Genomic DNA, 19510 nt, shown 5'->3' with positions numbered 1-19510 from the left:
GGGAGACGCTTGATTCCCTGAGTGCAGGACCTATCTGCTGCGGGAAGGTGACCGAAACATGTCCAGAATCCCCAGCACAATATGCGCCAGTCCGAACCCGAGGATTCCATAACCCCAGGCATTTGGTGTCAGGTAATATCCCAGGAGCGTAACGATTACACCCAGTCCTGCTACAATCCAGCTGACAGTCATGATAGAATACACCTCGCTTTGGCGTAAGAACTGTAAATCATTCTTATGTTCCCCATAAAGCCAAAGCCTATGCATTCCTGCCGTTTACTCGGTTGAAGTGGTTTCCGAATTCGTTGTACTGCTATCCGTTGTACCACTGTTCGCAGAACCATTACTGCCGGATGATTCATCCAGCTCAAGCAAAATGCGGGACGAAGACTTACCGTCTGTCACCTGTTGACCATTAACCGTAATGATTGTTGCTGGCGAATAGCCGGATTTGATGTACATTCCTGTGCTATCAAGCGTGAATGTCATATTATCTCCAGCCGCAGTATTGCCAAAGGAAAGCTTCTCACCCTTGGAGTTAGAGCCTTTATAGACCTCAAGCCAACTGACTCCATTTGCTGCAATCTTCACCTGCACCGCACTTCCTGGAGAAGCAGACACTTTAAAGACTGTGCTCTTACCTGACTTGCGATCCTCAGTGACCGTAACGGCCTGTGGAGGCGGCGTCGGCGAAGGGGTAGGCTGCACTGTAGGCTCCGGCGTGGGTTCCGCACTGGTAGTCCCCTCAGTGGCTGTAGGCTTGGCTGTACTGCCCACTGCCGGTGGTGGAGTCTGAGCTGTCGCTGGGTCCTGCTGAGCATCTGTTAGCTTGGTCGGATCAACCTGATTGGATTCGCCTTTATTCAGATTAGATGCATACATATAGATGACAACAATAATCAGGACTGGAAAAGTCCACATTAATAGCGTCGGCAGCCACTTGGCGTTACGTTCCGTCTCGGGTCTGCGGCTACGCTTTTGAATGACCGTTTCCATTGGGGTCGCTTCCACCGGAGGTGCTGGTACATTACCATGTTCCTCTAGCAACTCGTCAGGGTTAATCCCCACTGCTTCCGCATAGGTTTTGATGAACGCCCGGACATAAAAACTTCCAGGGAGCACCTTATAATCCCCCGCCTCGATGGCTTCCAAATATTTTTTTCTGATCTTCGTAACTTCCTGGACATCGTCAAGACTCATGCCTTTTTGCAGGCGCGCCTCCTTCAACTGCCGGCCCAGTTCCGACATACCATCACCTCCTTGTTCTCTCATGTTTATAGGTCCTCATTGTAGCTTCCGGTGAATGTCTCGTACAAAATCTCCTCGGTAGGAGAATTTCGCAGTTCAATAATGATATCAAAATCATCAAAGCTGTACTCCGATTCACGCACAAAGATATCCGGATGCTCAATAACCTTCGTGCTTGGCATGCCCATCACATTCTGCAGTAGATTGTAATGCTTCTCATTGGAACGGATCGTACTGACGATCCCATCAATAATAAACACATTATGAGGGTTCATCTCATCCTCTGCAAGCTGGCTGCGCACGGTCTGCCTTAAAAGTGTCGAGGACACGAAGGTCCATCTCTTCATTGCACAGACACTGCCAGCTATAATGGACTCCGTCTTGCCTACGCGCGGCATCCCACGCAGACCTATTACCTGATTGCCTTCACGCTTAAACAGTTCACCAAGAAAATCCACCAGAAGCCCCAGCTCATCCCTCGTGAACCTGAACGTCTTGCGGTCATCCGAATCCCGATCTATATATCGTCCATGCCGAACAGCCAGCTTGTCCACGAGACGTGGAGGACGCAAAGCCGTAACGGTAATATTATCAACCTTTTTAAGCATTTCGCCCATCAGCATAATCTTCTCTTCGTCATTCGTCTCGAGCAGCATCCCCCGAGTCTTGCCTTCTACACCGTTAATTGTAATAATGTTGACTTCCAACATCCCGAGCATAGAAGCGATATCACCGAGCAGACCAGGTCTGTTCTTATGTATCTTATATTCCATATACCACTGTTTATGTTCCACTTGTACACCTCATAGATTCCTTTTCCCTGCACCTGTCCAGACGTCAAAAAAAGCTCTGAATCGACAAAGCGCTACATTGCACGGGTCATATTAATGATATATAAAAAAAAAATGAAAGGCAAGGTCACTCCTGTAATAATTACAGAAAAGCTCCCCGAAGGGAGCTTTTTCCGCGAGCTTATGCGTGGTTTTTAGCCAGCCTGACCATGAGTTTAGCAATTGTTTGCTTCTCTTCGTCATTGCCGACATCCCACAGCTCTTTGATCGCCCGGTTCGAAGAGTTCGCTGGGTCAACCTTGTCGTCGAGGAATTCCCCGATTTCAAATGCCAGCTTGGAGATAGTGTCTTCACTCATCCCGATCTTCTCGGCCTGAACGACCCGTTCACCCAGAAATTTTTTCCAGGTATCGAAGTTTTTGATTACCGTATTCTCTGTTGACATCTTAAATCCTCCTTCATGGTTACGGTCAGCTCCTTCGTTTGAGCGAAAGAACCGCCGTCTTGCGTGAGATTTAAAATCAACAGTAATAATATGTCTCGGATACGGAGTTCTTATGCTGGAGCTTTTCTCCAAAACCGAGGCCTCTAGGTAATCCAGCCCCCGTTCGGGCTGATAACTTGTCCTGTAATATACCCGGATTCAGGCAGCGCCAGAAAATACACCAGCGAAGAGATTTCATCAGGCGCCCCAAGCCGCCCTACAGGAATCTCTTCCTCCAGCATGCGCACTTCCTCTTCCTGCAGATTCGCCAGCATCGCCGTATTCACGGCGCCTGGTGCCACGGCATTCACCGTGACACCGGAAGGCGCCAGCTCTTTGGCCAGCGCCTTGGTGAAAGCATTGATGCCGCCTTTGCTGGCGGAATAGGCCACCTCGCAGGAAGCGCCGGAAATCCCCCAAACAGAGGATACATTAATAATTCGTCCAAAACGCTGTGATACCATATACGGCATGAAAATTTGACTACAGAGGAATGTCCCCTTCAAATTAACCGCCATAATCTCATCCCATTCCTCTTCAGTGAGGTCTGCGAGCATCCCGTAATGAGCTTTGCCGGCATTGTTAACGAGGATGTCTGGCTGAAGTCCACAGCTCTCCAGTTTTTCTGCCATACGCAAAAGCTGACTGCGGTCTTTGACGTCCGCAGTCACTGTCAGCACTCTTGCCCCCAGGGCCATGCAGCGGCGGGCAACGTCATTCGCCGCTTCATGAGAGTTCATATAATGGATCACAATATTCATGCCCACCGATGCAAAGCGTTCGGCAATAGCGCCGCCGATCCCCCCGCTTCCACCGGTAATAAGCACAGTCATTTCTCCTATCGGCTTGCTGTTCTCTCCCGGTAACGGCATTAAGGGCTCACCACCAGCGAAACCGCCAACTGTTCCCAGTCTATATGGCTACGCAGACGTTCATTGACCTCATCCAGGGTGATGGATTCATACAGCGGGAGCACTTCAAAGAGATCTCCACCACGGAACTGGTAACGTGTGAATTCATGGGCAATATTTTCCGGAGAATTCAGCATGCGGAGATAGCCGCCGATTTTCTTTTTGCGTGCCCGTTCAAAATCCTTCTCGGCAAATCCGGATTGTAGAAATGGTTCAATCTCTTCCTTAATCCGCTTCAGCAACAAATCAGGGTCCTTCGTATCGCCGCCGATAGCGGAGAACGCATATTGCGGCGAGCTGTTGAACTCATGACCGAAGCTGTCGGAGATCAGTTCTTCGTCATATAGCTTCTGGTACAATGCCGTACTGCTACCCAGCAGCAGATCCAGCATTAGCTTGGTCGTCAGATCCCGGCGTACGGCGGCTTCGCCAGCAAGGCCGAGTTCCTTCTCTTTGAAACCGAACAGGCACTTCGGCATGGAGACAGCCAGCTTGCTCTCTTTGCGCTTGGTGGCTACCTGCTCTGGTTCTTGCTCAAAGATGCGTTCAATCTCGCCCTGTTTATCATAAGATTTCCCCGCTTGATTGCTGCGGATGAGCTCAAAAACTTTCTCCGGCTCAACACCACCTACGACGAACAGCAGCATGTTGCTCGGGTGGTAAAACGAATTGTAGCACGTATACAATGTTTCTTTCGTAATGGTCGCGATAGACTCGATGGTCCCGGCGATATCGATATGAACCGGATGCTTCGCATACATGGCTTCAATGAGGCCAAAATAGACGCGCCAGTCCGGATTGTCCGCGTACATATTGATCTCCTGACCGATGATACCTTTCTCCTTCTCCACATTCTCGTCTGTGAAATAAGGCCGCTGCACAAAGTCAACTAATGTGCTTAGGTTGGTCTCAATATTCTCTGTTGCCGAGAACAAATAAACTGTCTGGTCAAAGCTTGTAAATGCATTCGCTGAAGCACCGTTGGAGGCAAAAGTAGCAAAAATATCGCCTTCCGGCTCCTCAAACATTTTATGCTCCAAAAAATGGGCAATCCCGTCGGGAACTGTGGTTTCTTCCCCGCCGGCTACCCGGAAATGATTATCGACCGATCCGTATTTGGTGGCAAATGTCGCATAGGTTTTGGCGAACCCTGGCTTAGGCAGTACATACACCTGCAGTCCATTGTCCATCACCTCATGATACAATGTTTCTTGAAGCTTATCGTAACGTAACTGTTCCACCGCTATTCCTCCTTCTGCCCTGTCAGGAAATAAATCGTGTCGAGTTGGAACGATTCCGCAGCGGCCTTAACATCGCCAGATCCGATTTGTTCCACTTGCGTCAGCAGTTCCTGCGCAGACCGGTCTTTTCCGGATAACTGGCGGTTAAAATCAAATGAAATCAGCTCAAAGGCGGAATCCTGAATCTCCGAAAGCAAATTGCGAATCATTGCTTTGGTCTGACTCAGCTCCAGATCGCTAATGTTACCGCGTTTCAGTTCATCGAGCTGTTGGCGGATAATATCCACCGCTTTGCTGTAATTCTGAATCTCAATACCGGACTGAATCGTTCCGATCCCTTTATGTCCGTCATAACGGGAGGAAGCGTAATACGCCAGACTCTCCTTCTCGCGCACATTAACGAAGAGCTTCGAATGCGGATAACCGCCCAAAATCCCGTTATACATCAAGGCTGATGCATAAGTATCGTCCTTGTAAGTAATTGAGGTACGCAGACCCATATTCAGCTTACCTTGACTGACATCCAGCTTCTCTTCTACCGTACGGACTTCACTTACGGATACCGGAGTGAAGTTCGAAGAATACGCTGCGACAGCAGCATCGCTACGGCCGAAATGACGCTTAACCAGCTTCTCTACCTCTTCTGGGGTCGTATCTCCTACCACATAAAGATCCAGGATCGCTCCATCCAGCCAAGAGTTATATGACTTATACAGACTCTCTGGGGTAATGCCGTCAAGATCAGCGCGCTGTCCCAGCGGGTGCAGACGGTAAGGCTCATTGCGGCACATTTCTTCGATACAGCGTTCGGCTGCATAGCGGATTTTATCATTCACGATAGCTTCCAGCTTCTTGCGGACCGTTTCCCGCTCAGTAGCCACATAGGATGAGCGGAAAGTTCCGTTCTCCAAGGCGGGCTTCGTTAAAACTTCGCCCAGGAACGCAAAGGACTCGCCCAGCAGGCTTTCTTTGCTTTGGACAAAGGAATCATTGATCGTATCCATACGGAACTGCACGATCTGGTAATCGCCTCTTTTGTATACATCAAAACCGAAACCAGCACCATACAGCTCTTCCAGTTGCTCGCGGAACTGAGTCGTCTCCGGGTAGGAGGCCGTACCTCTACGCAGCACGAAAGGAACCAGCGCTGTTGGAGTTACGGTGTCTTCTTTGAGCGGAACGCCAGCATAAAGTGAGATGGCGAAGGTCTTGAACGCCTTCGTCGGCAGTACGTGAATGCGCATGCCTGCGACGCTACCATGTTGAAAACCATTATTAGTCAAGTCCAAAACTCCTTTACCGCGTAGATAAATGCTATACATCATGTTTATGAAGTACTTTCCATTCTAAACCATTCCAAAGTAAGGAAGCAACCGAAGGTTAGGCCCCCGGTTGCTCTTACGGTTTATTCAGCTTGAGCGCTGCATTAGCGGACGCTCATTGCTCTTTTACATACAAAAGATATGCTGCCCGATGGTCTTCACTTGCGGACGAGTCCAAATCCATTTGGAGGTCGCCGTCTTCGGGTTGAAATAATACAGACATCCCCCGGATGGGTCCCAGCCATTGAGGGCCTGCTGCACAGCTTTACGCGCTTGCTCGTTCGGCTCCAGATAAATCTGGCCGTCGGCTACGGCTGTGAATGCACCAGGCTGAAAGATTACACCGGACGGCGTATTCGGAAAGCTTGGCGACTTCACACGGTTCAGAATGACAGCAGCAACAGCAACTTGACCTTCAAAAGGCTCACCACGGGATTCCCCATATACGGCATTCGCCATAATCTTAAGATCATTTTCCGATAGGCCCATAGTGTTACCCGACGACAATTCTGCGGTATTCTTCGAATTCGTATCTGCTTTCCCCTCGCCCCCACCGTTATCCGGAGCTTTGGAGGCAGTACCTGTTGGTGGTTCCGTTGGCCTCCAATCCTTTGTCGCGTTATACAGCTTCAATTTGGTTTTAGCACCTACAACACCATCAGCTGGCATACCGAATTTCCACTGAAACCACTTCACAGATTCCAAGGTCGTAGATCCAAACTGGCTGTCTATCGTCCCGTCGTAATAACCCAAGAATTTCAAGCGGCCCTGCAGCTCGTATACATCTTTGCCGGAAGCTCCGAATTTAACAGTTGTCGTGCTAAAAGCTGGTAAAGCTTCCTGCTCATAGTCGCTAACCTCTTTAGAAGGCGAAACGGTAGTACTCTCCACGTTACGTGCTGCAGCGCTCTTTTGACTGAACATGATACTGCTGACAAAAGGGGCAGTCGTTATGGCAAGGGTCAGTACGGCAAGTAACCATAGCTTCTTATTCTTCATAGGGCATCGCTCTACCTTTCTCTTGTAAGTTCTGCATGGATGGCTAAAGTTATTATGACGACTGTCAGCTCTTCCTATGCATGGCAGTGGAGAAGGGTCAGGAATTCATTGCTAATGAGAATAGTTATCATCTATACTGGAACAAAGTAACCAAAGGGGTAAAGAATACATGCACCTGAAAGATCATTTAAAACTATGGAATCATGCCCATATTAAAATTTTGGATGTTCGCCGCACCACACTTAACGCCGGGGATAACGCACCTCCCTACCGTTTGCCGTCCAGTGCTTTCCTGTATGCGGCACGCGGCGGAGCCCGTGTGATGCTGGATAAAAATTGTTATCCATTCAACCACGCCCATGTTCTTCATGGCGGAAAGGGAACGCTCGTGGAGCTCTTTCTTGAGGAGAAAGGACTTGAATTTGAGTATGTTTTAATTTTATATAGAGCGATCCTTGCGCTTCCAGCCAGTAAGGAACTGGTTGCTCTTATGGAACAAAATAATCCGTTTCACTGCCAATACGGCTTTGAACCTTCAAATCCGATCTCTTTGTATCAAAAGACCGAGAGTATGTTAAGTAATTGGGACGGCGGCGGTCTGCTGGAGCAGCTTCATGTCAAAGCACTTTTCTATCAGTGGGTGTACGAACTTGCATGGCTGCTCCATGTCCAGGGAATCAAGTTTATGAAGCCGGATTTGCTGAACTTAGCTATACGGTATATGGAGGAAAATTATCATGAGCCTCTGAGTATAGATCAATTGGCTGAAGCTATCGGTAGCAGTCCAAGAACATTATCCCGATTGTTCCGTGCTCAGCTACACTGCACCCCCTCCCGCTACTTGACCGAGATCCGCATGAAGCAAGCCCGAACTCTGTTACTGAAGACGGACGCCACCCTTGAGCAAATCGCACTCGGTACGGGATATTCAGATGCTTATTCTTTTGGAAAAACGTTCAAGAAACATTTTGGAATCTCGCCCGTTCGCTTCAAAAATAATGTCAGTGCGCCGCACACTTGGCCGGATATGACATTGGAACAGGCCCGAAATGACATTGTTTCACCTCTCTTCCTCCGATATATTGATAATGATAATCAAGATCAATATAGAAAAAAAGGAGAGTCACACATGTACAGAAATACTAAACCATCCCTTCTGCTCATGCTGATGTTATGCTTCAGCATCCTGCTCGGCGCTTGCTCGCCAGCACCAGCAAATACCACCTCTTCACCCTCCCCTTCAGCTTCTGCCACGGCTGTAGCGGACTCAGCGAGTGCTGACCAGAATACGCCTGCTGAAGCACAGACCCGCACCATATCTACGATTAAGGGCGATATTGAAGTGCCCCTTCATCCGCAGCGGATCGTCGTCCTCTACTTACTGGGCGATGTACTGGCACTGGGCATTAAGCCGGTTGGAGTCTCCGATGTATCTGAGGGTGCAGCTTTTGAAAATGAGCTTAAAGATGTCCAGAAGCTAGGTACCTGGTTCGAAGCTAGCCCAGAGACGGTGCTTGATCTCAATCCTGATCTGATTATCGTGCCGTCCGAAGAGACTTACGAAGCACTACACCAAATTGCACCTACTGTTCTCATTCCCTATGAGAAGATGACTGCAGAGGAACGTGTAGCCATGATTGGTGAGGTTGTAGGGAAAAAAGACGAAGCCCAAAGCCTCTTCGATGATTTCCATAAAAAAGTTGAGGAGAGCAAACAAAAGCTGCAAGCTGCCGGAATTCTGGACAAGACTGTATCCATTATGGAAGGCGGTAAAGACCGCAGCATGGCTGTTGTTAACAGCAAGCAGTTCGGCAGAGGATCACAGGTGGTGTACGAATATCTGGGGATGAAAGCACCTGAATTGATTCAGCAGAAAATTGATGTTTCCACAGGTGCAGAAGCAGAATCCATATCGTTCGAGGTACTTGCCAAGTATAGCGGTGACTATATCTTCCGTTCGTCCTATAATGGCATGGCCGATCTTACCAGCGACCCGCTCTGGAATAGCATTCCAGCGGTCAAAGAAGGACATTTACTTCCCATCGATTTCGGATTGTCTTACTACAATGATATTTACTCATTAAATGCTCAGCTTGATTATATCGTGGACAGTCTTCTAGCTACTGTAAAATAAACTTGCGGAGCAAGAGTAAGAACTCTGTTTCCCAGAAGTTTAAAAAAGGCCCGCTTCAGAACAGGTTATCCTGTCCTGGAGCGGGCCTTCTCATGTTGTTGTTCAATACGTTAACAGTGCTGTTATGAACTGATCCGGTTATGCTGATACTGTTCTAGCGAGACCAGCACCTCACGCGGCTTGCTGCCCTCGTAAGGGCCGATTACCCCACGGGCCTCCATAGAGTCAATTAAGCGCGCAGCACGGGTGTAGCCGACCCTCATGCGGCGCTGAAGCAGAGATACGGACGCTTGCTTGGCTTCAAGAACAATTTGTACGGCTTGTTCGTACAATTCATCTTGCGGTTCATCCTCTTGGCCTCCGATATCATCGATCTCAGGCACAATGGATTCATCATAGGTGGCTTCACCCTGACTGCTGACGTATTGCACGATCGTCTCCACCTCTTGATCACTCATAAACGCTCCTTGAACGCGAATAGGCTTAGAGGAACCCATCGGCATGAACAGCATGTCTCCCCGACCCAGCAGCTTCTCAGCGCCGGCCATATCAAGTATGGTCCGTGAATCCACCTGTGAGGATACGCCAAAGGCGATCCGTGATGGAATATTGGCCTTGATCACACCGGTAATGACATCCACTGAAGGACGCTGGGTCGCGATAATCAAGTGTATACCCGCTGCCCGGGCCATTTGCGCCAGCCGGCAGATAGCATCCTCCACATCATTCGCGGCTACCATCATGAGATCAGCAAGCTCGTCTACGATAACAACGATATACGGCAGTACTGCGGCCGGATTGTCCTTCATCAGATTGTTATAGCCTTCCATATTCCGGGTACCGGATTTAGAGAACAGCTCATAGCGTTTTTCCATTTCAACCACAATTTTCTTCAACGCTAGGCTAGCGCGCTTCGGATCAGTGACAACCGGGGCTAAGAGATGCGGTATACCGTTGTATATATTCAGTTCCACCATCTTGGGATCGACCATCAGGAACTTGACTTCATTAGGCTTTGCTTTATATAAAATACTGGTAATAATGCCATTAATACAAACGGATTTACCAGAGCCTGTGGCTCCAGCCACCAGCAAGTGGGGCATCTTCGCCAAGTTACCGATAATCGTCTGTCCGGAGATATCCCGTCCGAAAGCGATGGATAGCTTGGACTCTGCTTCGGTGAAGGTCTGGGTCTCCATGACCTCACGCATGGTGACAACGGACACTTCAGGATTTGGCACCTCAATCCCGATCGCGGATTTACCCGGAATCGGTGCCTCCATACGGATATCCTTAGCCGCCAGAGCCAATGCGATATCATCCGTGAGGTTCACTATTCGACTCACCTTCACCCCGATATCCGGCTGGATCTCGTAACGCGTAACGGCCGGGCCGCGTACCACCTCTAGCACCTTAGCCCGAACCCCGAAGCTCTCCAGCGTTGCCTCCAGCTTGCGGGCTGTCTGCATGTAATCATTCTGATCTCCAGCTTTACCGCCATTATTCGGCTTCGACAAGAGCCTGAACGAAGGCAGCTTGTACGGCTTCGGAGGTGGCGGTGGCGGAGAAGCAGGGGGAGTTTCTCCCACTTCAGGGATATCCGAAACTGGCGAGACAGCAAGCCCCTCTACTCCAGCAAGCCCCAGTGTTCCCTCGGCGGCATTAGCACCAAATGTCTCGCTAACATCTGCCTCCGGATCAGCTATAATTTCCGGCTCCTGTAAACCGGTCTTGATGCCGTTTCTTGCTGCCGGTGAGAATTCACTCCACTCCTCACGATCCTCGTCGTTCAAGCCTTCCGTACGGATATGCTGGAAGAAATCGCGGATGATCGGCGTGTCAAAGGCCTCATCGTCAAATTCCTCCTCCACTTCGTGAAACGGAGAAGCAGGCGCTCCTGAGGATATCCCCGAGATAATCGGGCCGTCGGTCGGATTATATTCAATATCTTCACCTTTTACTGGAATTCCCGTCCCTTGCTCACGCGAAGCACCAGAGGTCCACTGCGAGATCTTCTGGAACAGCAGCGGTGCCTTCCGTCTTGGCAACTGCTCGTCCTCATCCTCGTAGTCCTCGATGTCTTGAGGGACTTGACGCGGAGCAGAAGCTTTGGCCCGAGAAGGCTTGGCCGATACGGGCACAGCCTGCGGACGATTAGCCGCCCGCTTGCGCAGTTCCTCAGCCAGCTTAACTGCACGTACACGCAACAGCATAAACAGCTCAACATAGGACAGATTGGTAATGAGCATAAAGCTAATCGCCAACATCACAATCATCAGCAGCTTGGCTCCTAGACTTCCGAACAGCCACAAGAGGGTCGCATATTCCAGAGCACCCAGGTATCCTCCACTAATATCTTTGCCCAGCATATATACACTGCTGCCATCAGCTTCAGGAGTAAGTGAGCCTTTAAGGTCATTATGTATTTGGGTGAACACATTTCCTGGATGCAACATATTTAGCGGTCCAAGCTTCTGCTCCATCGCGGAAATAGTACTCATCAGCGTCATTGACATTACAAGCAGCAGCACACCGGTATGGCGACTGTTCCAGGTAGAAGGCCATCTCCTGTAGATCATAACCATAAGACCGAAAAAGATGCCAACCAGTGGCAGCACAAAATAAAATCTGCCAAGCAAATAGCCGGCCAGGCTGGAAAGAGAACGTCCCACTGCAGCCTCTCCGGATAATGCAATGACAGATATGGTGATGAGCATAATTCCATAGATTTCATATTTTAGAACACTGCCCAGCAGCGCTTTTTTCTTCTTCTGTTTTCGTTTAGCCACACCATACACCCCCGGAACAACATTATACCATATAATGGCGTGGCGTACCTATGTTCTGTTTTGTCATATATTGAGTAATTATGTTAATGAAATAATCGCTCCGGGGGCGAGCGAAGAATCAAGATATGAGGCGAGCGGACAGTTCAGCAGCCTTACAATACGCGCACGCCCTTCGTCCAGAGGCTCCACCTGCATAAGCATGCCCTGATAGTGGACTTCAAGCTGTCCTGAACCAGTAGTTAACGCGCCCTCCCACACCTGCTCCATAGGCATTACTGTGAACAAGGTCATTGTGGTATCCCTCCATGCAGCGGCACGTCCGCACCCGCCGTCGCGGGACCTGATCGTTCCGCGATCATGGCATTAAGTCGGCTTAGCGCCGCTCCAATTCCTCCAACCTCATCCATCAGCCCGTAGCGCACTGCATCCAACCCTCCGACAGCTGTTCCTATATCCCGATTGAGTTCTCCTGTCTTGAACATCAGATCCTTAAACTGCCCTTCCGTAATGCGGGAGTGGGAAGTGACGAATTTGACCACACGCTCCTGCATCTTCTCCATATACTCAAAAGTCTGAGGCACGCCGATGACAAGCCCGTTCATACGGATCGGATGAATAGTCATCGTAGCGCTTTCCGCGATGATTGAATAGCTGGAGGCTACAGCAATCGGAACGCCAATGCTGTGACCGCCGCCAATGACAACCGTCACCGTCGGTTTGGTCATGGAGGCAATCATCTCCGCAATAGCCAATCCAGCCTCTACATCGCCGCCTACGGTATTGAGAATAATCAGCAGGCCATGGATGCTCTTATTCTGCTCGGCGGCTACAAGCTGCGGGATGATATGCTCGTACTTGGTTGTTTTATTATGCGGTGGCATGACGATATGCCCTTCAATTTGCCCGATAATGGTGATGCAAAAGATATCTGGTTCCGCTACTGGAACGGAAGTTTGCCCCAGTTCCTTCAATGCTCCTACGGCACCGGGAGGCATCGCCTGCCCTGTCTCCGGCGTATCCTGCCCAGGCACAGTTTCCTCATTGCTCCCTGCATTGCCACCTGTCATATCATTCATGATTCCTGACACGCCCTTTCCGTTAAGTGCTTCAGTCATATTAGCTATCCTAGTATGACATTTCAGAGCACCCTGTTATTCAGCGGCTTTAAAATCAAGACCCTTACAATTGCATTGCAAGGCACGGGAAAAGACAGCACCGTAATAGACTTTGCCGAAATGAACACAAAAAAGCCTCCTTCTCCCTGGAAACCGTCCAATATTTCCGGGAGAAAGAGGCATTATTTATTTAAATAATACTGAAAGAAAATGTATATTACACTTCCATGATAATTGGCAGGATCATCGGTCTGCGGCGTGTTTGCTCATAGAGGAAACGGCCGAGCGAATCTTTAACACTGGTCTTGAGGGATGCCCACTCATTGACCTTCTCACTCATCAAGCGCTGAAGCGTGCTGGAGACGATCCGGTTCGCTTCATCCAGAAGTCCTTCCGATTCCCGCACATATACGAATCCACGTGAGATAATGTCAGGTCCTGAGACGATAGCCCCGTTTTGCTTGCTTAGGGTAACTACAACTACAAGAATACCATCCTGGGACAGCAGCTTGCGGTCACGCAATACGATGTTACCCACATCACCTACACCCAAACCATCGATCAGTACGTTGCCGGCAGTTACTTTGCCTGCTTTACGTGCTGCTCCACCCTGGATCTCAACAACTTCACCAATTTCTGTGATGAAAATGTTCGCTGGTTCTACACCCACGGACTCTGCCAAAAGCGCATGTCTGCGCTGCATACGGAATTCACCGTGGATCGGCAAGAAATACTTCGGCTGCATCAGGTTAAGCATCAGTTTCAGCTCTTCCTGGCTACCGTGACCGGATACGTGAACACCGGAATTGGAGCCGCTATAAATAACGTTGGCACCAAGACGGAACAGTTCATCAATAGTACGGCCTACATACTTCTCATTACCCGGTACCGGAGTTGCCGCAATAATAACGGTATCTCCCGGCAGGATATCCACCTTGCGGTGGCTGGAGCGTGCCATCCGAGTCAATGCGGACATCGGCTCGCCTTGGCTACCTGTGCACAATACCACTACGCGATTAGCAGCCATCCGGTTCATTTCTTCAGGCTCAATCAGCATACCATCTGGTACATGCAAATAACCAAGCTCGGAAGCGATGGATACAACGTTAACCATGCTTCGTCCGATAACTGTAATTTTGCGTCCAGTGGATTCAGCAGCATTCACGACTTGCTGGATACGGTGTACGTTGGAAGCAAAAGTTGCAACCACAACACGTTGCTCTGCCTTGCGGAAAATATCTTCAAGCACGATGCCGACATTCTTCTCCGAAGGTGTAAAGCCCGGTTTCTCAGCATTAGTACTGTCGGACATCAGAGCGAGTACACCCTTGCGGCCGATTTCAGCCATCCGGTGCAGGTTCGCAAATTGACCATTGACTGGGGTATGGTCGAATTTGAAGTCACCTGTGTGCACAACATTACCTTCCGGTGTTTCGATGCATACGCCGACCGAGTCGGGAATACTATGGTTGGTTCTAAAGAAGGTTGCCTTCAGTGAGTTCCCCAGTTGGATCTCTGAATCTTCGTTGATCAGAATCCGTTTGGTTTCACCCAGCAGATTAGCTTCTTTAAGCTTGTTCTCAACAAGACCCAAAGTCAGTCTAGTACCGTATACCGGTACGTTCAAGTTCTTCAGGACATAAGGAAGACCGCCGATGTGATCTTCGTGTCCGTGTGTCAGCACGATGCCTCTTACTTTGTCGCGGTTCTCTGTCAAATACGAGATATCCGGAATGACGATATCAATGCCGAGCATATCCTCTTCCGGGAACTTCAGACCCGCATCAACTACGACGATGTCGGAACCATATTGAACGACATACATATTTTTACCGATTTCTCCGACTCCGCCCAAAGCGAAAATCGTTAATTTATCATTGTTATTTTTCTTGGACAAATGAATCTAACCCTCCTATGATGTTGGACGTCATACATTTTATTTTTTTAAATACTGAAACTTCATTATTTCAGCGGCGCTGAATACATTCTGTAAATGAATACATTCTTCAAACAGCCGATAGCTTCCACTCAATTGACAGGAAAATTCCGTAAGGCCTTATATAAACGTGCAATGCGAAAGCTCCCGAACCCGGGCAATGAAGTGCTCCATTGAAGCGGTCAAACCGTCAAAATTCACCGCCGCGCCCCTTGCGCGAAGCCCCTGCCATGCTCTGAACAGACTTATTCAAGGACCTATCCTGTCTCACAATGTATAACATTGACGGAAGATTACCGCATATTTAATTTTAACCGCACCCAGTCACTTAACATCATTATACATGATTTTTTTGGCAAAAGACAAGTCGTCCAATCCGTAACTCTATTCTTTCCTCAAAACATCGCCATTATTTTATAAAAAAACGTCCTCCATATCGCAAAAAACCGGCTCCCCACATGGAGAACCGGTTGAAGAAAGTCATCTTTTGTTACACCTGGTAGTCACAATTTAGCGGCCATTAGTTCAGGAGTGCTTCAATAAATGCGGCCTCTTCCTCTGTCGGGCCAATAAGCGGAAGTCTTACTGAACCGACATTCACGCCTTTAAAGTTGAGCGCGTATTTCACAGCCGCGGGATTCGGCAACGGCTCAGGGGACTCGAACAAACCCTTGAATATCGGGAACAGCTTCCGGTGAAGCGCGCCAGCGCGCCGTACATTCCCGGAATTAAAGTTCTCAATCATCTCCAACATCTCGGAGCCGACAATATGGCTGGCCACACTGATAATACCATGACCACCCACAGCCAGCGCTGCCAGCCCTGCGGAATCGTCGCCAGTGTACACATGGAAATCCTCTGGACAAGCCGCGGCAATCCAGGTAATCTGGTCTACCGAAGCACATTCCTTGGTGGCAACGATATTCGGAATGTCTGCAAGCCGTAGCGTTGTAGCCGCGCTCAGACTGACTCCCGTCCGGCTGGGTACATTGTACAGAATAACCGGAAGTTCTGTCTCTCTGGCAATGGTGGCAAAATGCTGGTACAGCCCTTCCTGATTCGGCTTGTTGTAATACGGCACTACCACCAGTACGCCATCAACGCCGATCCGCTCTGCTTCCTTCGTCAGATGAACAGAGTGCTTCGTATTGTTACTGCCTGTACCAGCAATAATTTTGCAGCGTCCATGAGCCTTTTCCAATACGAATTCAAAAAGCTTCAGCTTCTCTTCATCGCTTAAGGTCGGAGATTCTCCAGTTGTCCCGCAAACGACCAGCCCCTCGGATTTCTGCTCTTCAATTAAATAATCAACGAGCCGCGAAGTTTCTTCCCAATTGATTTCTCCCGCTTCGTCGAAGGGGGTGACCATTGCTGTAATCAATCTCCCGAAATCCATTTTGAATTCCTCCTTTAACGGTGTAATTCAAACTTGGCATGCAGCGCTCGCAGCGACTGCACCATGTCTTCCTTCTTCACAAGCACCCAAATGGTTGTATTGGAATCAGCTGATTGTAAAATTTGAATGTTCTGCGAACTAAGCGCCTCCACGATCCGTGCCATAATGCCGGGAACACCATTAATGCCGCCGCCAATGACAGAAACCTTGGCACAACCGGACAAGCTCTTCGGACGAAGACCCAGCTCCTGCAGAGCTGCGATTGCTTTCTCAGAATGGTCATCAAAGACAGTGTAAAGAGCTTCCGTAGGAGTAACATTAATAAAGTCAACGCTGATTCCGTTGTCCGCCATACTTTTAAAAATCTGCAGCTGCATTCCAGTCCCGTTTCCTTCTGGACATTCCACAGAAATCTGCGTCACATTGCTGACATAAGCGATCCCGGTAACAAAACGATCTACGATGCCTGCCTGCACATCATTAAAGCCTTCAGGATGCGTAACCAAAGTACCCTCCGTATCGGAGAAGGTAGAGCGTACTCGTACTGGAATTTGCGCCTGCATGGCGATTTCTACAGCGCGTGGATGAATAACCTTGGCTCCCTGATGGGCCATATTGCAAATCTCCGTATAACTAACAATGGTCAATGGCTTGGCATCCTCGACAATACGGGGGTCTGCTGTCAGAATTCCGTTCACATCGGTGTAGATGTCGACCATATCGGCACGTAGCGCCGCCCCGAGCGCGGTTGCCGATGTATCGCTTCCGCCCCGTCCAAGGGTCGTGAAATCTCCGGCTTCTGTCTGTCCCTGAAACCCGGTTACAATGACTACTTTCTGGTCTCGGAGTTCACGAAGAATACGCTCCGGCCGCACATCCAGAATTCTGGCATTGCCGTAGCTGTTGTCCGTCACGAACCCTGCTTGGGCTCCAGTCAGCACCGTTGAAGGGATTCCCTCATTCTCCAGTAACCCGCATAGCGTCGTGGCGGAAATGATCTCCCCACAGCACATCAGCAGATCTCTCTCCCGATCACCAAGCGCGTTACCGTTCTGAACAGCCCAATCCAGCAGTGTATCTGTGGCATAAGGCTCACCCCGGCGTCCCATGGCCGAGACCACAATCACCAGACTATACCCGCTTGCCAGTTCCCGTTTGACATGACGGATGACATGCTCTCTCGCCTGAGGCGTGGAGAGTGACGTTCCGCCGAATTTTTGCACCAAAATACCCATGTATTATTCCTCCATTACTATCGAAGCAAGCACACTAATAAATACGCAGAAAGCAGGCTCTTTTAGAAGAGAGATCTTCGCTGCGAAAGTCGTGATTCAACGGTATATTGTTAAAAAAATGGTTGTACCGCCCTCGTAAATGAGGACGGCAGCAGCCGAGCTGTATAATTGTCAAGCGATGAAATCAACAATCGTCGGTGATCTGTGGCATTGAACTTTACGCCACATCCCCTTATGCATCTCCCCTTCAAAAGTTAAAGAAAATCTCTAATCGTTCCCTTTATTATGCTGAATGAAACCGTTCGATGATCATGGGCTGCAACTGATTTCCCTGCAGAGCGGCATAGCAGGCCTCTGGAATAAGTTCCATCCGGGCCACAAGTGAATTGGGCTTGCCGTGGGGACTATCCTGGCCGAACGGTACAAAATAAATATTTTTGGTCACAAGCAGCTTTGCAATATTGGCTGCATTCAGACCCAGCCCGTCATTGGTGGAGATCGCCAGCACAAGCGGACGACCGTTGCGCATCTGCGATTTTGCCGCCATTAATACAGGACTGTCCGTCATGGCATTAGCCAGCTTACTTGTTGTATTGCCTGTGCAGGGCGCAATCGTCAGCACATCCAGCAGCTTGGAAGGACCCAGCGGTTCCGCTTCAACAATTGTAGAAATGATATCATTCCCTGTTATATCTTTCAACTGTTTTAGCCAACTTTCCGATGTTCCAAACCGCGTGTCCGTTGCCAGCACCGATCCCGAAACGATGGGCACCACGTTCGCACCATCATCTATAAAGCGCTGGATCTGCGGCATTACTTCGGCAAAAGTGCAATGCGAGCCGGTAATTGCATATCCTACTGTTTTTCCGTGCCAGTTCATTATACATTCCCCCTGTTCAAAGTCCCGTCCGATATCGACTGTACCAGTGCATTCGCCATGATGATGCCGGCACTTCTTGGGGCAACGATTCCCGGCAGTCCGGGAGCCAGTAATGCCTTGATACCGCGTTTCTCCGCATAGCGAAAATCACAACCACCCGGAGCAGAAGCTAAATCAACAATTAAGCAATGTTTGGGAATCCGGGATAGCACCTGGGCCGTAATAATCATATCTGGAATCGTATTGAAGATCAGATCCGACTCCGCTACATGGGCCACTAGATTGTCTGTCATAAAAGGCTCCCAGCCCATCTCCTCCGCCCTTGCATAATGCTCCTGTCTCCGCACGCCCACTTTCACCTTCGCCCCGAGCCCCTGGAGGCTCCGAGCCATCGTAAAACCGGTTCTGCCAATTCCCAGCACCATGGATCTGGAACCATGAATGGTAAAATCCGTATTCTGAATCGCCATGACCAGTGCTCCTTCCGCTGTCGGAATGGAGTTATAAATCGCCACATCATCACGGCCTAGCAGTTCGATCAGCTTTAATTCATGTTTGGTGCAGAGTCTACGCAGATAGTTTTTGGCCATTCCCGTATAAACAGTACAATGTGCTGGCAAAGCGGCTACGTGCTCCTCCAGCAGCTTAAGCGGCTCTGAAGAGAAGAGTGCACTAATATTGCCTTCATCATCACAGCCCACGGTTGGCAGCACGAGCACATCGGCATTTCCCAGCAGCGTCACTGACATTTGTTCCAGGCTCGCCCCCGGGCAAGGGGCTTCCCATTTATCGAACCCGGCAACGCTTACCGTTGCATCCATTTCCACACACTTCCGAATCACTTCCAATTGTCTTGCGTCCCCGCCCAGGAACACGATCCTGACGCCAGTAAGCATAGGGATGACGCTCCTTTCACATTACACTCCAAGGCTATAAGGCATTTTATGCTGGGCATTCGGGATGGGTGAAAAGCGGAGTAGAAATACCTGTAAAACCTGAATTTTGCAAAGGGCAAACGGTCTATTGATT

At 49.4% G+C, this 19510-nt stretch carries 17 protein-coding genes; 1 reads left to right on the top strand and 16 read right to left on the bottom strand.

What is annotated here, in order from left to right:
- Positions 1-30: 30 nt before the first annotated feature.
- The 8 genes from ACFVRY_RS07410 to sleB form a co-directional block, all read right to left on the bottom strand.
- The gene (locus tag ACFVRY_RS07410) at positions 31-192 is read right to left on the bottom strand and encodes a hypothetical protein (RefSeq protein WP_175371890.1); all 162 of its coding nucleotides are present in this window, start codon (positions 190-192) and stop codon (positions 31-33) included.
- An 84-nt stretch (positions 193-276) separates the two neighbouring features.
- Positions 277-1248 (bottom strand): RodZ domain-containing protein, encoded by a 972-nt coding sequence (locus tag ACFVRY_RS07405; protein ID WP_387498767.1) that lies wholly within the window; start codon positions 1246-1248, stop codon positions 277-279.
- Between the two features lie 26 nt (positions 1249-1274).
- On the bottom strand, positions 1275-2021 hold the full coding sequence (locus ACFVRY_RS07400) for a DUF3388 domain-containing protein (protein ID WP_387498765.1): 747 nt from the start codon (positions 2019-2021) through the stop codon (positions 1275-1277).
- 199 nt (positions 2022-2220) lie between these two features.
- Complete coding sequence (locus ACFVRY_RS07395) at positions 2221-2484, bottom strand: DUF3243 domain-containing protein (RefSeq protein ID WP_387498763.1); 264 nt, start codon at positions 2482-2484, stop codon at positions 2221-2223.
- A gap of 143 nt (positions 2485-2627) precedes the next feature.
- Positions 2628-3395 carry an elongation factor P 5-aminopentanone reductase gene (gene ymfI / locus ACFVRY_RS07390; protein ID WP_387498761.1) on the bottom strand — a complete coding sequence of 256 codons (768 nt, stop codon included), beginning with the start codon at positions 3393-3395 and terminating at the stop codon, positions 2628-2630.
- Positions 3395-4675 carry an EF-P 5-aminopentanol modification-associated protein YfmH gene (gene yfmH, locus ACFVRY_RS07385; RefSeq protein ID WP_387498759.1) on the bottom strand — a complete coding sequence of 427 codons (1281 nt, stop codon included), beginning with the start codon at positions 4673-4675 and terminating at the stop codon, positions 3395-3397. The genes ymfI and yfmH overlap by 1 nt, the downstream gene beginning before the upstream one ends.
- Positions 4676-4677: 2 nt before the next feature.
- Entirely contained in the window at positions 4678-5919 is a 1242-nt protein-coding gene (gene yfmF, locus ACFVRY_RS07380; RefSeq protein ID WP_387498823.1) for an EF-P 5-aminopentanol modification-associated protein YfmF, read from the bottom strand.
- 204 nt (positions 5920-6123) lie between these two features.
- Positions 6124-6996: a spore cortex-lytic enzyme gene (sleB, locus tag ACFVRY_RS07375; RefSeq protein WP_387498757.1), complete on the bottom strand. Its 873-nt coding sequence runs from the start codon at positions 6994-6996 to the stop codon at positions 6124-6126.
- A gap of 169 nt (positions 6997-7165) precedes the next feature.
- Here sleB and ACFVRY_RS07370 point away from each other — a divergent pair, with 169 nt between their 5' ends.
- The gene (locus ACFVRY_RS07370; protein WP_387498755.1) at positions 7166-9130 is read left to right on the top strand and encodes an ABC transporter substrate-binding protein; all 1965 of its coding nucleotides are present in this window, start codon (positions 7166-7168) and stop codon (positions 9128-9130) included.
- Between the two features lie 122 nt (positions 9131-9252).
- Here ACFVRY_RS07370 and ACFVRY_RS07365 read toward each other — a convergent pair whose 3' ends face one another.
- The 8 genes from ACFVRY_RS07365 to dpsA all read right to left on the bottom strand — a co-directional run bounded on the left by ACFVRY_RS07365 (position 9253) and on the right by dpsA (position 19377).
- Positions 9253-11919 carry an FtsK/SpoIIIE family DNA translocase gene (locus tag ACFVRY_RS07365; RefSeq protein ID WP_387498753.1) on the bottom strand — a complete coding sequence of 889 codons (2667 nt, stop codon included), beginning with the start codon at positions 11917-11919 and terminating at the stop codon, positions 9253-9255.
- A gap of 78 nt (positions 11920-11997) precedes the next feature.
- On the bottom strand, positions 11998-12210 hold the full coding sequence (locus tag ACFVRY_RS07360; protein ID WP_387498751.1) for a YlzJ-like family protein: 213 nt from the start codon (positions 12208-12210) through the stop codon (positions 11998-12000).
- A complete protein-coding gene (locus ACFVRY_RS07355; protein ID WP_387498821.1) occupies positions 12207-12995 on the bottom strand; it encodes a ClpP family protease in 789 nt (262 codons plus the stop codon). Before ACFVRY_RS07355 ends, ACFVRY_RS07360 begins: the two co-directional genes overlap by 4 nt.
- Before the next feature lie 256 nt (positions 12996-13251).
- A complete protein-coding gene (locus tag ACFVRY_RS07350; protein ID WP_387498749.1) occupies positions 13252-14931 on the bottom strand; it encodes a ribonuclease J in 1680 nt (559 codons plus the stop codon).
- A 559-nt stretch (positions 14932-15490) separates the two neighbouring features.
- On the bottom strand, positions 15491-16366 hold the full coding sequence (gene dapA / locus ACFVRY_RS07345) for a 4-hydroxy-tetrahydrodipicolinate synthase (RefSeq protein ID WP_387498747.1): 876 nt from the start codon (positions 16364-16366) through the stop codon (positions 15491-15493).
- Positions 16367-16380: 14 nt separating this feature from the next.
- Complete coding sequence (gene dapG / locus ACFVRY_RS07340; RefSeq protein WP_387498745.1) at positions 16381-17601, bottom strand: aspartate kinase; 1221 nt, start codon at positions 17599-17601, stop codon at positions 16381-16383.
- 283 nt (positions 17602-17884) lie between these two features.
- Positions 17885-18481 carry a dipicolinate synthase subunit B gene (locus tag ACFVRY_RS07335; protein ID WP_066362032.1) on the bottom strand — a complete coding sequence of 199 codons (597 nt, stop codon included), beginning with the start codon at positions 18479-18481 and terminating at the stop codon, positions 17885-17887.
- Entirely contained in the window at positions 18481-19377 is an 897-nt protein-coding gene (gene dpsA / locus ACFVRY_RS07330; protein WP_387498743.1) for a dipicolinate synthase subunit DpsA, read from the bottom strand. Before dpsA ends, ACFVRY_RS07335 begins: the two co-directional genes overlap by 1 nt.
- Positions 19378-19510: the final 133 nt, after the last annotated feature.

The organism is Paenibacillus sp. NPDC057934 (assembly GCF_042887565.1).
GTDB lineage: Bacteria > Bacillota > Bacilli > Paenibacillales > Paenibacillaceae > Paenibacillus_AQ.
This window is presented reverse-complemented; position numbering and strand designations above follow the sequence as displayed.

Coding starts and splice junctions, on each gene's coding strand:
- ACFVRY_RS07410 (WP_175371890.1), bottom strand. CDS start 192: ATGACTGTCAGCTGGATTGTAGCAGGACTGGGTGTAATCGTTACGCTC.
- ACFVRY_RS07405 (WP_387498767.1), bottom strand. CDS start 1,248: ATGTCGGAACTGGGCCGGCAGTTGAAGGAGGCGCGCCTGCAAAAAGGC.
- ACFVRY_RS07400 (WP_387498765.1), bottom strand. CDS start 2,021: ATGGAATATAAGATACATAAGAACAGACCTGGTCTGCTCGGTGATATC.
- ACFVRY_RS07395 (WP_387498763.1), bottom strand. CDS start 2,484: ATGTCAACAGAGAATACGGTAATCAAAAACTTCGATACCTGGAAAAAA.
- ymfI (WP_387498761.1), bottom strand. CDS start 3,395: ATGCCGTTACCGGGAGAGAACAGCAAGCCGATAGGAGAAATGACTGTG.
- yfmF (WP_387498823.1), bottom strand. CDS start 5,919: ATGCGCATTCACGTACTGCCGACGAAGGCGTTCAAGACCTTCGCCATC.
- sleB (WP_387498757.1), bottom strand. CDS start 6,996: ATGAAGAATAAGAAGCTATGGTTACTTGCCGTACTGACCCTTGCCATA.
- ACFVRY_RS07370 (WP_387498755.1), top strand. CDS start 7,166: ATGCACCTGAAAGATCATTTAAAACTATGGAATCATGCCCATATTAAA.
- ACFVRY_RS07360 (WP_387498751.1), bottom strand. CDS start 12,210: ATGACCTTGTTCACAGTAATGCCTATGGAGCAGGTGTGGGAGGGCGCG.
- ACFVRY_RS07355 (WP_387498821.1), bottom strand. CDS start 12,995: ATGAATGATATGACAGGTGGCAATGCAGGGAGCAATGAGGAAACTGTG.
- dapA (WP_387498747.1), bottom strand. CDS start 16,366: ATGGATTTCGGGAGATTGATTACAGCAATGGTCACCCCCTTCGACGAA.
- dapG (WP_387498745.1), bottom strand. CDS start 17,601: ATGGGTATTTTGGTGCAAAAATTCGGCGGAACGTCACTCTCCACGCCT.
- ACFVRY_RS07335 (WP_066362032.1), bottom strand. CDS start 18,481: ATGAACTGGCACGGAAAAACAGTAGGATATGCAATTACCGGCTCGCAT.
- dpsA (WP_387498743.1), bottom strand. CDS start 19,377: ATGCTTACTGGCGTCAGGATCGTGTTCCTGGGCGGGGACGCAAGACAA.